This is a genomic window from Aromatoleum evansii, from assembly GCF_012910805.1.
Taxonomy (GTDB): domain Bacteria; phylum Pseudomonadota; class Gammaproteobacteria; order Burkholderiales; family Rhodocyclaceae; genus Aromatoleum; species Aromatoleum evansii.
The window spans coordinates 1-15,835 of sequence record NZ_WTVK01000005.1; the positions used below are offsets into that span (position 1 = coordinate 1).

Annotated in this window: 15 protein-coding genes; 10 read left to right on the forward strand and 5 right to left on the reverse strand. The window is 64.9% G+C overall.

Translation table 11 applies throughout. From position 1 onward, the window contains the following. Positions 1-181: 181 nt before the first annotated feature. From GO615_RS03305 to GO615_RS03320, 4 genes are all read left to right on the forward strand, one after another. Entirely contained in the window at positions 182-1,822 is a 1,641-nt protein-coding gene (locus tag GO615_RS03305; RefSeq protein ID WP_339380111.1) for a DUF2345 domain-containing protein, read from the forward strand. 12 nt (positions 1,823-1,834) lie between these two features. After that, the gene (locus GO615_RS03310) at positions 1,835-3,793 is read left to right on the forward strand and encodes a lysozyme family protein (protein WP_169125628.1); all 1,959 of its coding nucleotides are present in this window, start codon (positions 1,835-1,837) and stop codon (positions 3,791-3,793) included. Next, positions 3,790-4,449, forward strand: coding sequence for a hypothetical protein (locus GO615_RS03315; protein WP_169125629.1), 660 nt, complete (start codon positions 3,790-3,792; stop codon positions 4,447-4,449). Before GO615_RS03310 ends, GO615_RS03315 begins: the two co-directional genes overlap by 4 nt. Positions 4,450-4,537: 88 nt before the next feature. Then, positions 4,538-4,900: a hypothetical protein gene (locus GO615_RS03320; RefSeq protein WP_169125630.1), complete on the forward strand. Its 363-nt coding sequence runs from the start codon at positions 4,538-4,540 to the stop codon at positions 4,898-4,900. Between the two features lie 4 nt (positions 4,901-4,904). On the opposite strand, the gene trmA is transcribed toward GO615_RS03320, so the two are convergent. Further along, complete coding sequence (gene trmA / locus GO615_RS03325; protein WP_169125631.1) at positions 4,905-6,008, reverse strand: tRNA (uridine(54)-C5)-methyltransferase TrmA; 1,104 nt, start codon at positions 6,006-6,008, stop codon at positions 4,905-4,907. 252 nt (positions 6,009-6,260) lie between these two features. On the opposite strand from trmA, the gene GO615_RS03330 reads away from it, so the two are divergent. The 3 genes from GO615_RS03330 (at position 6,261) to GO615_RS03340 (ending at position 7,667) form a co-directional block, all read left to right on the forward strand. Continuing rightward, positions 6,261-6,476 (forward strand): DUF3079 domain-containing protein, encoded by a 216-nt coding sequence (locus GO615_RS03330; RefSeq protein WP_169125632.1) that lies wholly within the window; start codon positions 6,261-6,263, stop codon positions 6,474-6,476. A gap of 162 nt (positions 6,477-6,638) precedes the next feature. Then, positions 6,639-6,968: a TfoX/Sxy family protein gene (locus tag GO615_RS03335; RefSeq protein WP_169125633.1), complete on the forward strand. Its 330-nt coding sequence runs from the start codon at positions 6,639-6,641 to the stop codon at positions 6,966-6,968. 132 nt (positions 6,969-7,100) lie between these two features. Next, positions 7,101-7,667 carry a class I SAM-dependent methyltransferase gene (locus GO615_RS03340; protein WP_246262124.1) on the forward strand — a complete coding sequence of 189 codons (567 nt, stop codon included), beginning with the start codon at positions 7,101-7,103 and terminating at the stop codon, positions 7,665-7,667. A gap of 28 nt (positions 7,668-7,695) precedes the next feature. On the opposite strand, the gene GO615_RS03345 is transcribed toward GO615_RS03340, so the two are convergent. From GO615_RS03345 to GO615_RS03355, 3 genes are all read right to left on the reverse strand, one after another. After that, positions 7,696-9,819, reverse strand: coding sequence for an AAA family ATPase (locus GO615_RS03345; RefSeq protein WP_169125635.1), 2,124 nt, complete (start codon positions 9,817-9,819; stop codon positions 7,696-7,698). Between the two features lie 205 nt (positions 9,820-10,024). Beyond that, positions 10,025-10,543, reverse strand: coding sequence for a glycine zipper family protein (locus GO615_RS03350; RefSeq protein WP_169125636.1), 519 nt, complete (start codon positions 10,541-10,543; stop codon positions 10,025-10,027). 14 nt (positions 10,544-10,557) lie between these two features. Further along, positions 10,558-10,974 carry a hypothetical protein gene (locus GO615_RS03355; RefSeq protein WP_169125637.1) on the reverse strand — a complete coding sequence of 139 codons (417 nt, stop codon included), beginning with the start codon at positions 10,972-10,974 and terminating at the stop codon, positions 10,558-10,560. A gap of 272 nt (positions 10,975-11,246) precedes the next feature. Here GO615_RS03355 and GO615_RS03360 point away from each other — a divergent pair, with 272 nt between their 5' ends. The 3 genes from GO615_RS03360 to GO615_RS03370 all read left to right on the forward strand — a co-directional run bounded on the left by GO615_RS03360 (position 11,247) and on the right by GO615_RS03370 (position 14,129). After that, on the forward strand, positions 11,247-12,653 hold the full coding sequence (locus GO615_RS03360) for an MFS transporter (protein WP_169125638.1): 1,407 nt from the start codon (positions 11,247-11,249) through the stop codon (positions 12,651-12,653). A 128-nt stretch (positions 12,654-12,781) separates the two neighbouring features. Beyond that, positions 12,782-13,195, forward strand: a complete 414-nt coding sequence (locus GO615_RS03365) for a hemerythrin domain-containing protein (RefSeq protein ID WP_169125639.1) — start codon at positions 12,782-12,784, stop codon at positions 13,193-13,195. A gap of 31 nt (positions 13,196-13,226) precedes the next feature. Beyond that, a complete protein-coding gene (locus GO615_RS03370; RefSeq protein WP_169125640.1) occupies positions 13,227-14,129 on the forward strand; it encodes a fructosamine kinase family protein in 903 nt (300 codons plus the stop codon). 206 nt (positions 14,130-14,335) lie between these two features. Here the strand turns inward: GO615_RS03370 and GO615_RS03375 are convergent, their stop codons facing one another. Beyond that, the gene (locus GO615_RS03375; protein ID WP_169125641.1) at positions 14,336-15,784 is read right to left on the reverse strand and encodes an ATP-binding protein; all 1,449 of its coding nucleotides are present in this window, start codon (positions 15,782-15,784) and stop codon (positions 14,336-14,338) included. Between the last annotated feature and the right edge of the window lie 51 nt (positions 15,785-15,835).

Consider the following 15,835-nt stretch of genomic DNA (forward strand, 5'->3'; position numbering starts at 1 on the left):
GTGTTGTGATGGGGTTTTTTTTTTTAATGATACGGCGACTACACAGTCCTACACCGTCTAATTCGTCGGCAGCGTCAGATGTTTATAAGAGACAGGCCCCACCACAGCCATCGTCGTCGGCGACTGCGCCGGAACGGGTGAGCCCGCCCCAACCCACACCGACCGCGACCAGCGCATCCGCGTGCAGTTCCACTGGCAACGCGGCGAACGCTCGGCGAGCCGCCAGCCCCACCCCAGCGGCAGCGACAATGCCCCCGCCAATGCCACCCGCGGCGTATGGCTGCGCCTGCTCTCGCCGATGGCCGGCGCCGACTGGGGCGGCCACCTCGTCCCTCGTCCCGGCCAGGAAGTGCTCATCGCCTTCCAGCACGGCAACATCGACCGGCCCGTCGTCATCGGCGCCCTCTACAACGGCGAGGGCAACCCGGACGGCGCCGGTAACCGCCTCGCCGGCGGCACCCAGCATGCCACCGCCAACGCCCCGGCCTGGTTCGCCGGCCGTTCGGATCCCGCCCACACCCACCGCGCCAGCCTCTCCGGCATCAAGACGCAGGAACTCTCCGCCAGCCGCAGCGGACAGGGCGGCTACAACCAGCTCGTGTTCGACGACACCGCCAACGAAGCGCGCATCGAACTCTCCACCACCCAGCACGACACCCGTCTGCAACTGGGCCACCTCAAGCAGCAGAGCGGAAACGCCCGCGAGGCCAGCCGCGGACACGGCGCCGAACTCGCCACCCGCGCCGCGCTCGCCACCCGCGCCGGCAGCGGACTGCTCGTCAGCGCCGACGCACGGCCCGGCGCGCACGGCCCCCACCTCGACAGCCGCGAGGCGATCGAGCGCACGGACGAAGCCCGCGACCTCGTACACGGCCTCGCCGCCACCGCCCACAAACACCACGCGGGCCTGAGCGGCGACGACGCCCCGGACAGCCTCCCCGCCACCACCTCGCTCGAACATGCCCTCGACGTCCTGCGCAGCACCGCCGAACGCCAGGACACCGACGCCGGCGCGAGCCCCAGCGGCTTCCTCGCCGCCGGCGGCGGCACCGGCACCGTCCCCGCCTGGTCCGCCCCCCGTATCCAGCACAGCGCCCCCGCCGGCATCGCCCAGCTTACCCCGCAAGACGTGATCCTCGCCGCCGGCCAGAACCTCGTCACCGCATCCGGCGACGCACAGTTCGTCAGCCAGGGCAATCACGCCATGGCGATCGCGCATGGCCTCGCCCTCTTCACCATCGGCAAGGCCTCGGCCGGGCAGAAACCCAACACCGAAACCGGCATCCACCTGCATGCCGCCAGCGGGCAGGTCAGCGTGCAAAGCCAGCGCGGCAAGCTCAGCGCCGCCGCCGACAAGCGCGTTACCGTCGCGAGCACCAACGCCGCGCTGTCCGCCAGCGCCAGGAAGCACATCCTCGCCACCGCGCAGGGGGCGTATCTCAGGATCGAGGGCGGGAACATCCAGCTGCATGCGCCCGGAAAGGTTGCGCTCAAGGCGAGCAGGAAGAATTTGACGGGACCGAAGGCGGTAGCCGTGACCCTGCCAAGCTCTCCAAAGCCAAATAACCTGAAGTTCTCAGAGAGTGGCCGATACAGCCAGCGCGTCAATGTTGCCGGATTGATCGGTGGGGACCCGCTAGAGCAGTCGCTCCACGCGAGCCTCCCCTATGAGGCATACAACGAGCAAGGCACATTGATTGCCGCTGGCCAACTGAACGCGGACGGCACAACTGGAACGCTCTACACACATCAACCGGAGAAGCTCAAAGTCGTAATTTCCCATGGCGACTGGCAGTTTTTCCTGGATGTAAGTCACCTCTGATCGAGGCCACCCATGAGCTCAGTTAACGACCCCATTGCGGCAGACAACATGCAACCGACGCATGACGAGATTCCGGGAGACTCAACCCCAACAACTGCAGACACCGAGAGCAAACAAGAGGAGACAATAACGCCTCGCCTCGAAATCGGCTTTCTGGCACTTGACGGAGAACCGATTGCCAAGATGGGGGTAGCCATCCGCTGGTCTGACGGCGAGCTGATTGCTCGTACTGATGCCGGCGGCAGTATTCCGCCTATCGAAGCGCCGCCCGGGGAAACGCTGACCATCTCCGTGCAACGCCTTGATGGCAGCTACAAAGAACTTGGCGAATGCCGAATGCCTTCGAGCGACGGTGTGCTGACCGCGGTCAGTCCGAATATAGTCCTCGAGACCGCCACAGAAAGGCATGAAGGCAAGCCCGGCGATGGGGAAGACCATATCCCTAGACCGGTAGCAGCCGACCGCGGCGACCTGATAGCACAGGATAAACCTCCCAACGCCCATGATCCCGCTGCTACTCAGGCCGAGCCGGCAAAAACCGATACCGGACCAACAATAACCGTCCCTCCAAAAAGCTCCTCAATTGAGCGCTCGAGTACAAGTCAGCCTTCCGCCAAGCGACGACCTCCACCGAGCACGGGGCGGAAATCGGACCTCAAACCGAGGGCCCCGTCCGGGACGATACCACCCAGAGTCCGGCAGAAAGCCGATAGACCGCCGCAGCACATTTCCGGCAGAACCGGTCATACGCCCACGTTAGAAAAGCGGCGCGACCAAAACGGTAACCCTCTCGCGGTCATGCCGGGAAAAGTGTTGGATTGGTGGAACAGTTGGCGAATGCCAACATTTAACCTGTGGGGTGCGAGTACCAGCGAAACCAGTACGCAAGCGCACAGCGCTGGCGGCACGACACCCGTGACCGCTGTTGCGGTCAATTCAGTAATGATCAAGCAAGTCCAAACGCTGCTCGAGTTCGCACGGGAACAAACCGAGTATGACTATAAAGCAACGGGCGAGAGAACCGCTGATGTGCTGGCGTCTATGAACAAAGGGACATTCAATCACAGACCTGGCGAGAAAAGAACGGTCGACTCCTCCGGCCTCTGTTACACATATGTGAAGATTGCACTGGCGCGCTGCAAAATCGTTGACGGCATGCTAGTCGGCGAATCTGCCAGTGGCGCGGCACCTACCTTGCTAGCGAAAGGGTTCAAGGATGTTTCAGACGACGTGCCGGATGCGCGCTGGGCAGCAGCAGGAGACGTGATCGTTTACGAATGGACGGAATCCAACTGGGAGAAACGCAAGGCCAAGAATCCAACTATCCCAAACTACGGGCATATCGATATTCGCGACTACGAATTTTATATTAGCGACTTTATTCCTGCACCACCAAAGCATCCTGGCCACCATCCAGCCTGGAGCAATTATCAGAATATCCGAATTTTCAGAAAGATTTTTGACCCCCTACCTATTCAACGTATTAGGGCTTTCCTGCGCTGTATCCGTGACTTCGAATGCCAAGCTGAGAGCGACGACAGCAAACGATATCAGATGCTCAACGCTCCGTTACCTACCGGCAACAAACGTTTCTCGAGCTATGCCACGCATCCTTGGGAGGGGTTGCAGAAACCGACAAAGGGCTCGACGGCTGCAGGCGCCTATCAGATTATTCACGGAACGTGGAAAGAGATTTTCGATAAAGGACTGATGCAATACGCGGGCGATCTATTCAGTCCGTTGGTTCAGGACCGACTTGCAGTGATGAAACTTGAGGATCGCGGCGCCCTGCATCTGGTACGCACCGGAAAAATCCGGGAGGCAGTTTCCTGCTTGACCTCGGAATGGACAAGCTTGCCGGGGGGCAAGGAGAATGCACACCGCACCAGGGGTGGCCACAAACCAATGGACATGGCGTACTTCGAGAGCCTGTTCGAAGAACATTTAAGGCATGAAATTGTAAAATCATGAGAATTGCAGCAGGTTTATTTCTTGGTTTGAGTTTTTCATTGCTCGCGCCAAGCATTGTTCTCGGCGGTAACGACGCGACCGCAGAGCAAGCCGAGGTCACGAAATTCATTGAATCAATGTATTCATATGATCCGGACACTTTTTCTCTCGGGAGATTTTCCGACAGCAACGGAGGCCCCTTCTTGATGAATCGCGTTTCGCGATCGAGTGGCAAATTCAACCCAGCAAGCCATTGCGCTTTGCTGAGGAATTTTTTCGAGGAAGATGCAATTAAGAAACGCCAAACTCGCTCTGGCACGGTCACGTGTGATGCGGATTACAGATATCCAAACCTGGATGCTGAAAATCTCTCCTCGGCGACTCGCTATATTGAGATTCCGAAACCACGAATCGCCCTCCCCGCGATCACTGGAAACAGAGCCCAGGTTTCAGTGCTCACCGGTGAAAAATGGCGAAAAGGAAGCCCGCCCGACATTGAGCTTGCCCGCAGCCTTTACTTCCTGACGAAAACCGATGCTGGCTGGCGGGTAAGCAACGTCATGGTTCACACGAAGTGGCCAGACCTGGATGACGGAACGCACAACTGCTATTTCAGCTTCGCAAGACCCCCGTCTGACGAAGAACGGAAGGAAGTTCCACCGCATTGCAGGAACTGACTTCCATGGGATCGCGCCGTACGGCGGCCCGCATGGAATCATCCGCTCCCCCAAGCGTCAAACTCCGACCAGAACGAAAGGAGTCGCCATGAACTCCCCCGCATCCCCCAACCGGAGCGCCGTCTCGACGGCGTTCGAACGCGGCCTGCTCGTGCGGCTTCCCTTCGTGCTGGCCGGCGGGACGCTGATCGCCGCCCTCGCGCCGGCGCTCGCCCGCCTGATGGCGTGGGCCGGCATCGGCCCGGATCCCACCGCCAGCATCACCACCGCGGACATCATCGGCCTCAGCATCCTGGGTCTGACCTTCAGCAGTGTGACCGTGCTGGCGATCGGGGCCGTGATCGTGCTGATCATGAAGGGGCCGGCCTACTTCGCCGATTCCTATCCGCTGCAGGACGCCGAGCGCCCCGATCCGCCGTCGCAGGCGCGCGCGACGACGCGCGGCCGCTGAACCCTCAGCCCGCCAGGTCGCGCCGCGTCAGCAACAGACCGGCCTCGAGGTGGTGCGTGTAGGGGAACTGGTCGAAAACTGCAGCGGCTGAAATCTCGTGCGAGTCTGCGAGTGCGGCGACGTTGTCGCGCAGCGTGTGGGGGTTGCAGGAGATGTACAGGATGCGGTCGAAGCTGCGCGCGAGCTTAACGGTAGCGTCGTCGAGGCCGCTGCGCGGGGGATCCACGAACAAGGTCGAGAAGCGGTAGCCGGCGAGGTCGACGTCCTTCATTCGCCGGTATTCGCGTCCACCGGCGAAGGCGTCGCTGATCTCGTCGCTCGACATGCGCACCATCGTGATGTTGCGGACGCCGTTCGCCTCGATGTTGTAGTGCGCGGCGCGTACCGAGGACTTGCTGACCTCGGTCGCGAGGACACGGTCGAACAGCGGCGCCAACGCCATTGTGAAGTTGCCATTACCACAGTAGAGCTCCAGCAGGTCGCCGCCCACACCCACGACCTGACGCCGCGCCCAGCCCAGCATCTGGCGGTTCACGCCGCCGTTGGGCTGCGTGAAGCTGCCTTCGATCTGCTGGTAACGCAGGGGCCGGCCATCGACCTCGAACTCCTCCAGCAGCCAGTCGCGGTCGAGCACGATCTTCTGCTTGCGGCTGCGGCCGATGATCTGCACGCCCAGTTCCGCGGCGAGCGCGCGCGCGGCCGCTTCCCAGGCCGCGTCGAGCGCGCGGTGGTAGACGAGGCTCACCATCAGTTCGCCGCTCAGCGTCGCAAGGAATTCGACCTGGAAGATCTTCTTCCGCAGCACCTCATTCGCGCGCAGGGCGTCGCGCAGGCGCGGCATCAGGGCGCAGATCGGTGCCGCAGCGGCCGGGAAATCGTCGAGCAGCACCGGCGTCTTGGGGTCGTCCGAGGCGAACATCGCATAATCGATGAGACCGTCGCCGTGGTGCCACATGCGGAACTCGGCGCGCAGACGGTAGTGCAGCGGCTCGGACGCGAACACCTCCGGGGCGGACACGCCCAGCGGGGCGAAATCGTCTGCAAACCGGGCGGTCTTTTCGGCGAGCTGGGCGGAGTATTCGGCGGGATCGAAGCGGGGCAGTGACATCTTGATTCGGCGGCAGTGGCGCCCCGCGTCGCGGATGGAAGGGAGCGGCGAACGGGGGCGAAAATCGGGCAGGAAAGTGGCAGCTGCGGGGGGCAATCTGCGGAGACGCGACTATACGCCGCCCGCGCCCGCGATGCAGCCGCCCCGGCCGCGGACAGTCTTGACGGGCATCAAAGCCCGCCGGCCATGACTGAGTAAAATAGTCGGAAATTCCCAGAATCCGCCACCCAAGCGGTCACGAGGCTCCCCGACATGGCCAAGAAGTTTCCCCTCCATCCCAAGCACCCCGAACGCATCTGCTGGGGCTGCGACAAGTACTGCCCGGCCGATTCGCTGGCCTGCGGCAACGGCTCCGGTCGCACCCTGCACCCGGCCGAGATGCTCGGCGAAGACTGGTACGAATACGGCGACTGGGGGCTGGACGTGCCGGAAGAACCGAAGAAACCTGCCGACCCGGCGAGTCGCTGACGTGGCCTGGGGCGGCAACCGCCCCAGGCAGGATAATTCCGCCGTGACACGCGGCGGCGAACGCGTACACCGGCATCGCAACGCGCGCTGCCCCGCCCTGAACTTCCTGCGGTACTACACTGCAGCATGGGGGATTGCCCCGATTCGCGGGAGGCGCGCGGGATGGCTTTCGACGAAGGACTCGCCGAGCGGCTGCGGGACGAACTCAGGGAGCATCACGACATCGCCGAAAAGCGCATGTTCGGCGGCCTCGCCTTCATGCTGCGCGGCCACATGTGCGTCGGCATTCTCCGCGACACGCTGGTCGTGCGCGTCGGCGCCGAACGGTACGAGGACGCCTTGCGCACGGCCCACGCTCGTCCGATGGACTTCACGGGGCGCCCGCTGACCGGTTTCGTGATGGTCGAACCGCCCGGTTTCGAGTCGGACGCCGATCTTTCACGCTGGGTCCATCGCGCCTTGCGCTTCAATGCTCTGCTGCCGCCGAAATGATTCGCGACGTGTCGGAACGCCGGGGCCGATCGCGCCGGAATGCCCGCCGCGGCTCGCCGCAGCCGACCTCCGTTACATCTTCACACGCCGACGTCCGCCCACGGGGCGCCTAGCCTGACTAAGATGGCATCCATGTTCCGCCTCGCCACCCCTTCCGCGCACCTGCAGTTGCTGGTCGCGATGCTGCGCAATCCGGGCTCGACGGGCACGCTGCTGCCGTCGTCGCGCGCGCTCGCGAACGCGCTGGCGAGTGCCGCGGACGGTGCGGACCTCGTGGTTGAACTGGGCGCAGGTACCGGCCCGGTGACCGACGCGCTGCTGGCGAAGCTACCCGGCGTGCCGCTGATCGCGGTCGAACTGCAGGCCGCCCTCGCGCAGCGCCTGCGCCATCGTTATCCGTCGATGGACGTGCGCGAGGCGACGGCACGGCAGGTAGTCGATTCGCTGTTCGATCGCCCCGGCCGGATCGTCCTCGTTTCCAGCCTGCCTTTCCGTTCGCTTCCCGCGCATGTTGCGTCCGAGACCGCTCACAGCCTGTGCCGCTTCCTCGCGCACAGCCCGGAACGCAAGCTGGTGCAGTTCACCTACCATCCGCGTGCGCCCTTCGCGGCGCCGCGCCACCTGCGCTGGAAGCGGACATCGGTGATCTGGCGCAACACGCCGCCGGCGGGAATCTGGGAGCTGCGTCTGGCCCCTTGAGCACGCGGTGCGGACCGATCCGCCGGCCTCACCCTGCGGCCTTCAACGCGCTCCAGCCCACGCTACGGTCCGACGCCAAATTCTCCGCCTCGAAGCGCCGGATCTCGGCGAGCGCGTCTTCCAGCCCCATCTCGCCGGCCTCCATCAGCTTTCCGGCCAGATGCTCCGTAAGCGGCTTGAGCTCGGCCAGCACCGCCTTGGTCTCGCCATACAGGCGCTCGCTCTGCGCCTCCATGATGGCGCGCGTTTCCTCGTCGAGGGCGCGGCTCGGCCCCTGGCCGTCGTTCGCGAGGGCGCCGAAGTTGAGGCGCGTCTTGCGGTACATGCCCATCTCGCCGACGGCGTGATGCAGGAGCTGGGTGACGCGGGTGATGTCGTTGTGGGCGCCGTTGGTGGTGCCGTCCTCGCCGAAGAAGAGCTCCTCGTTGGCCATGCCACCGAGCAGCACACGCACGTCGTGCTCGATATCGCCCTTGGTCTTGAGCAGGTTGGTGCCCTGCTTGTGGAAGACGAAGCCAAGCGCGTTGCTGCGCGGGATGGCCTTCAGCGAGATCTTGATGGTCTTCATGTCGGCGAGGATGCGGTCCCAGTCGTCGTGCGTGAGCTCGCGCTCGCGCTGCAGATCGACGAGGAAGTGGCCCCACTCGTGCACGGCGATGATGCGGCGGTCGCGCTCGCGTTCGTCGGTGGTGCTGGAGTTCACGTTGCCGACCAGCACGCGCTCGGCCGCTTGCATCAGCGTGTCGGCGCCGATCATCTCGCCCGCCTGCACGGCGGTGATGCCGGCCTGGTTCACGATCGTCTCGAGGTCCGCGGGGCTGCGCCCCTCGGTGACGCCGACGAGGTGGCTCAGGTCGAGGCCGGGCAGCACCTTGTCGGCGCGCTGGGCAAGGTAGTGCAGGATGATCGCGAGCCGCTCCTCACGGTTGGGCAGGCGGAAGTCGACCTTCATCTGGAAGCGGCGCAGCATGGCCTCGTCCATCTGCATGGTCTGGCTGTTGAAGTTGCTCGCGACGATCCAGATGATCTCGGCCTCGTCCTTGCTGCGCACGCCATCGAGCACGGCAAGCAGCGTGTTGGCGGTATCGTCGTCGAACTTGCGCCGTCCGCCGCGCTTCATGAAGAGATCCTGCGCTTCGTCGAGAAACACGATGCAGCGCTTGCGCCGCTTCGCCATCGATACGATGCGGTTGAGGGTGCTCGCACCGCCGCCGACATAGCCGGTCTCGAGGTTCGCGGCGGAGTGGAACAGGATGGGCAGGTTCAGCTCCTTCGCCAGATAGCTCGCGAGCTTGGTCTTGCCGGTGCCCGCCGGGCCGCTGAACATCACGTTGAAGGGTTTGCGGATGCCGTACTCGGCATACAGCGCACGCCTTTCGTACTGATCCTTGATCTGCGCGACCTCGGCCTTGATGTCGTCCATGCCGACCAGCTCGTCGATGGAGCCGCGTATGTGTCCGGGTTCGATGAACTTCAGCGACTTGAACTGCCCGCGAAGCTGCATGAAGAGGAAGGCCAGCAGGCCCAGCATCAGCGCCGTCGACAACACCCCGCTCACCGCGGAGCGCCAGCCGTCGTCGGCCGAGCGCGGGCGGCCGTTGGCGAAGCGCTGGTCGAGGCGCTCGAACACCTTCAAGGCGTTATCGCCGAGTTCCGCGCGAGGCACGAAGGCGAGCCGGGCCGACCACGGCGCGGACACCGCCTTGTCGGCGAAGATCTTCGTCTCCAGGTCGCTCGGGTAATAGGCGTGCTGCTGCCCCTGCGATTGCACGAGGATGATGCGCTCGGACAGGTTCCACATCAGCGGCTCGTAGATCACCGTGACACGCTCGACCGGGTTGGCATCGAGGAAGCCGAGCACCGAGCCGCTGCCGAGCACCACCGGCACGCTTTCGTCGAAGGCCCACACGCCTGCCCCCGGCCCGCCACCAACGGCCATCGCCTTGACCTCTTCTGCCAGCGCGGCACGCTTCTGCGAGAGCATCATCGAATAGATGCCGGTGACGGGGATGAGGACGGCCGTAGCGACAATGAGGATCTTCACCAGTGCGGACTGGATCACGAACCAGTCCTGCAGCCGGCTGGCTGACTTCCTCAGCCTGGACCAGGCGCCGGCCGGAGCGGCGGTGCGGGAATTCGACTCAGCAGGCATGGCGGTCCTCCGCTACGGTCGCATCGCATCGTGGCGCGGCGGCGCCCGAAATGGCCGCCCGTGCAGCGGTGCTCGCCCGGGTGGGCGCACTGGCCGACGCCGGGAGGCTACAGCATAGCGAGGCGCCACACCGGCCCGGCGTGAAGTATTGAACGCAGCCCCGACGATCAAGCCGCCGAGGCGGACCGCATGGGGTGGAGACCGATCAGCGCACGCCGGGCGGAGGCGGAGGGGGCGTGCCGGCGGGCGGGGGCGGAGGCGTGCTGCGATAGCGGTCCGAGCGGCCGGGCGAATAGCGGCCCGACACGGGCACGCGGTGGCCGCTCGCGTACATGCACTGCACGTAGGCGTGATCGTAGCGCCGCTGCGCCTCGTAGCCGGACACTTCGGCCGCGCCGCTGCCGGCCGCGCTACCGATCAGCAGCCCGGTGCCGGCGCCCACGCCCGCACCACGCCCGCCATCGACCGCGGCGCCCACCGCCGCACCGATCGCCGTGCCCACGACCGCACTGCGCACGCCCGCATCGGCCGCCGCCTGCCCCGCGGAACGGCCGCCGATGTATTCATACGCATACTGGCGGCAGGCCGATTCGTCGGCACGGAACTCGTTGAAGCTCGCGCCGGTGCCCGGCAGCACGAGCACGCTCGGCCCGGAGGGCAGCGACACGCAACCCGCGGTGACGATGGCCGCCGCGAGCGGAACGAAATGGAAACGGTTCTTCATGTTCGGATCCTCCCTCAACGCGACGGCCGCGGCGCGACGCGCTCCCACCCGCCGGGGCATTCCTTGACGTAGGGGTAATAGCCCTCGGGGCGGTCGCAGTAGTACCAGTAGCTGCCGGCGGATTTGCCGTCGTCGTCCGCGTCGTCATCGTCGCGTTCGATATATACCGGCGGCGACGATGGCGCACTCATGGCCGGCGGATAGGCGTAATACGGCGGGTAGGCGTAGTAGGGGTAAGGCGCGTAATAACGGTAGGGCGAATAGCCGTAATACGGGCCGGGCCAACCCCAGAACAGCGGGATCCCGATGTGCACGCCCAGGCGCGAGTGGCTGTGGTGCCGGCCGCTGCGGCCGCGATCCGCGGATGCCACGTCCGGCAGCGTGGTGCCCACTACCAGGAGCGCCGCAAGTGCAAGTCTGAACCATTTCATGGTGGCCTCCCTGTCGACAGGATGACACGTCCATTCAACGTGCAAGCCCATCCGAAAGACCACAAGCGTGCCAAGGAATTCCCGTCCGAGTGTGACGTATTTTTTCATCCGCTTGCGATACGCCGACACCGCAACGTCGGCAAGCGTTACGGGGGAAATGCGTTACTAATGTGATACAAATTGCTTGCTGTCCATCAATCAAGATAGTATCGTTTTCGCCAAATGGGATCGCCCGCCCCCGAGCGAACCCGTCATTCACTGGAGACACACCGATGCAGCAGAAGTCCGCGCCCGTCGATATCGGCGGCATACTCGACTACGGACCATTCACGTCGATGCAACGACTCGTCGTGACGCTCGCCGCGCTGGCAATCGTCATGGACGGCTTCGATGGGCAGCTCATCGGCTTCGCCATCCCGGCGCTGATCAAGGAATGGGGCATCACCAAGGCCGCCTTCGCGCCCGCGGTCGCCGCGGGCCTGGTCGGCATGGCCGTCGGCAGCGCCTGTGCCGGCATCGTCGCGGACCGCATCGGCCGGCGGCTGGTGCTGATCGCCAGCGTGTTCCTGTTCGGCGCGGCCACGATCGCGATCGGCTTCGCGCCCGACGTCACGGCGATCGCCGCACTGCGCTTTCTCGCCGGCCTGGGCATCGGCGGCGCACTGCCGAGCGCCTCGACGATGACCGCCGAGTTCACCCCGGCACGCCGTCGCACCCTCGCGGTCACCGCGACCATCGTGTGCTATCCCCTCGGCGGCATGCTCGCGGGCCTGTTCGCCGGCGCCGTCCTGCCCGTGCTCGGCTGGCGCGGCCTGTTCTGGATCGGCGGCGCGGTGCCCGTCGCCTACAGCCTCGTGCTGCTCGCGCTGCTGCCCGAATCCGCCCGCTACCTCGCACGCAAGACCGCCCGCTGGCCCGAGTTGCGGCGACTGCTCGCGCGCATGGAGCGCCCCGCCGACCCCGGCACGGCCTTCGTCGACGCCGCGGAAACCGGTACCGAGCAGCGCGCCGGCTTCACCGCTCTGTTCCAGAACGGCCGCACACGCGACACCCTGGCGATCTGGGTCGGCTTTTTCCTCGTCATGCTCGCCACCTACACCGCCTTCAGCTGGCTGCCGACGATGCTCGCCACCGAAGGCCTGCCTGCCGCCCTCGCCGGTTCCGGCCTCACCGCCTACAACCTTGGCGGCGTGATCGGCTCGCTCGGCTGCGCGCTGGCCATCACGCGCTACGGCTCGCGCTGGCCGCTGATCCTGTGCAGCCTCGGCGCCGCCGCGAGCGCCTTCGTGCTGCAAGGCGTCGACTTCGCGACGAACACCACCTGGCTGATGATCGGGTTGGGGGTGCACGGCATGTTCGTGATCGCCGTCCAGGCCACCATGTACGCGCTGTGCGCCTACGTCTACCCGACCATGATGCGCGCCACCGGCACCGCCTCCGCCTTGTCCTTCGGCCGCCTCGGCGCGATCCTGAGCTCCTTCGCCGGCGCTGCCGTCATCACCTCGGGCGGCGCAGACAGCTACCTGTCGCTGCTCGGCAGCGCCATGGTGCTCACCTTCCTCGCATTGGCCGTGGTCAAGCGCCACATCCCGGGGCTGCACACGCAGCATCGCGCCGAACCCGCTACGGCCGCCCCCACGCCGTCCCTGGTCGTCGGTACTGCGCGCCCGGGCGCCTGAAGCGCCGCGCAATCACGCTCCCGGCCACCCCCGCGCTCGTATTCGGTTAGGATATGCGCGGGGCAGCCCTCCGCGCAGATCCAGCCGCACGGCGAGGCGCCACCCAGACTCGCCAGGCGGAGACGGACGTGATTGACATCAAGTGGGACAGCAAATTCGAGGTCGGCCACCCGCGCATCGACGCCGAGCACCGCGCCTTCATCGACCTGATCCGTGCGGTATCGGTGGAAGCGGACCGACACTGCCCGAAGGAAAAGGCCATGCGCCTGCTGCTGGAGGTGCGCAAATACGCCGAGTTCCATTTCGTCAGCGAAGAGAACATCATGCTCGACGTCGGCTACGCGGGCTACGAGGAACACCGCGAGGAACACGCGTGGCTGCTGCGCCGGCTGGAGCACGAAACCAACCTCTATTACACGGACAGCGCGCCCCTCGAGGAACTCGCACACTTCATGTTCGACTGGTTTGCGATGCACACCACCGTGGCCGACAAGAAGCTCGTCGACAGCATTGCCGCGCACGAGGCCATCTCCACACCCTGACCCGCGCCGGCCCGGACTGGAACTTCTGCAGTTGACGCACCCGCATACTCCGGACGAACGCCTCGCCCGCGCCCTAACGGCCGCCAGCGGCATCGACTTCGCCGGCGCACGCCTGAATCCGGTCAGTGGCGGCTGCATCAATCGCGCGCTGGAAGTGGCGGCGGGCGGCCGGACCTGGTTCCTCAAGCTCAACGACGCCGCCGCGCTGCCGATGTTCGAGGCCGAAGCCGACGGCCTCGCCGCGCTCGCCGCCTGCGACGCCTTCCGCGTGCCGCGCCCCCTCGCATGGGGCGCCACCGACGACGAAGCCTTCCTGCTGCTCGAACACCTGCAACTGCGCCCGCTCGCGAGTGCCGAAGACGGTCGGCGCTTCGCCGAGGCGCTCGTCGAACTGCACCGCGATACGGGCGAGCAATTCGGCTGGATGCGCGACAACTACATCGGCGCCACTCCGCAGCACAACACACCGCACGACGCCTGGGCGCGGTTCTTCGCCGATTGCCGCCTCCTGCCGCAACTGCAGATGGCACGCGCGAAGGGCTACGGCGGCCCCCTCGGGCGCGACGCCGACAAGCTCCTCGAACGCATCCCCGCCCTGTTCCTCGACTACCGGCCGCGCGCAAGCCTGCTGCACGGCGATCTGTGGAACGGCAACGCCGCGATCGCCGCGGACGGCACCCCCGTCATCTTCGACCCCGCCGTCTACCGCGGCGACCGCGACGCCGACCTCGCGATGAGCGAGCTCTTCGGCGGCTTCCCCCCGTCCTTCTACGCCACCTATCGCCGCGCCTGGCCGCCCGCCGAAGGCTACGAACTGCGCAAGACGCTGTACAACCTGTACCACATCCTCAACCACCTCAACCTCTTCGGCTGCGGCTATCTCGGGCAGGCGGAGCGCATGCTGCGCACGCTGGCGTCGGAACTGCTGCGCTGACGGCGGCGACATCTTCCGCATATCCGGCAGGAAGACCAGGCTTCAGCTGAAAAATGTAGTCTGGCCCCGATTGTTCGCCGCATCGAGTTGCCCGGACGCTTGCATTGTGCAAGAGGCGAGACTTGACCCCAAGGACCTTCTACTGGCCTTCTACCGTGCACGGATCGGAGGAAAGGTGGACGCACTTCCCCTGTCGGACGTTGCCATCAGCTTTTCGATCGCAGGAGGTTGCGGGCGATGGTGTAGCAGTGCAGCGCGACGGGCGAGAACTCGACGGTCATTCCATCGACCTCGGCGCTGCCGGTGTAACTGCGCGTCGTGACGAGCGGCTGGCGTGCCAGGGGATGTTTCGCCGCGAGCTCACGAAGTCCTCTGAGTTCCTGCAACTGCCCCGGAATCCGATCCGACCATTTGATTTCGACCGCAAAACGCGGCTTTTGCGTGCGCGGATCAATCGAGACGATATCGACCTCGAGTATCTGGCGACCGGATTTCCATCGTGCATAGTGCAGCGACTGACTGATAGCCGTGTCGTGCAACCACTGACTCCACACGGCCGTCTCGGCCAGATTCCCCATCGCCTCGTCGTCCCCGCGGACGAAGCCGAATAGCGCAGCGCGTACCGACGGATTGGTCAAATAGACCTTGAAGGTGCGAGCGCGCTGCAGGCGAAGGGCGTTCTCGTCCACGCGATGGACGCGGCGGATGAGAAACGCTGCCTCGAGATACTCGAGGTACTCGGCCAGCCTCTGCTTGGAAATGTTCGAATGCTTCGACAGCGCTTCCAGACCAAGTTCGTCTCCCGTGTTGAATGCCAGGACATTGAAGAAGCGATTGAGCTCTTGTGTATCCGAGATCCCATAAAGACTGGGCAAATCCTTCAGCAGGACTTTGTCGATGATGTCCTGACGAAGGAAGCGCGACGGGTTCTCGCGCACTGCGGGGTTCATCACCGCCTCGGGAAAGCCGCCGTAGTTGAGGTAGTTGATGAACTCCTCGTTAAGGGCAGCGATGTCCGCGGCGAGGTATCGGCTGTTACCCGCTGCCTCGTCCTCGCGCTCATTGACGAGTTCGTCGCGCCCGGCAAAGCTGAGATACTCGGCAAAGGTCAGCGGCGGAAGGATGAACTCGGTGAAGCGGCCGGCACCCGATTCACGGCTTTTCATGCGCAGGGCGGCGGCCGCAGAGCCGCTCGCAATGAAGCGGATATTGGGGTAGGTATCGACCAGCGACTTGAGATGAACTTCCCAGTCCTTGAGGTACTGCACCTCGTCGAAAATGACCCAGAGCTGCTGGCCAGCGGGGTGCATATGTTGTTCGGTAAAGGTCCGGACGAGGCCCTCAAGGCTTCGTCCGGAGTAGAGTGGCGTGTCCAGCGAAGCGAAAAGGATGCGAACGCCCGGCACGCCTTCATCCAGGAGCCGCTGAACGAAGTGCTTGAGCATGACGGTCTTGCCGACCCGGCGGGGGCCGATGAGAACGACCGCACGTCGAACCCGGGTGTCCAGGGCCAGCCGGCAAAAGGGAGGGAAATAGGCCCGTCGGGGCCAACACGCCTCTTCGGGGTCAATGCCCCCGCCCGCTCGCCACCACGGGTTGTCCAGGCTCAACCGCCGCTGCACCTCTTGTATAGGGATTTCAAGCCTGGATGCCATGGGTAGAACCTCGAGCCTAATGTGTCACTTTAAGTATGCGTTTTTTATCTT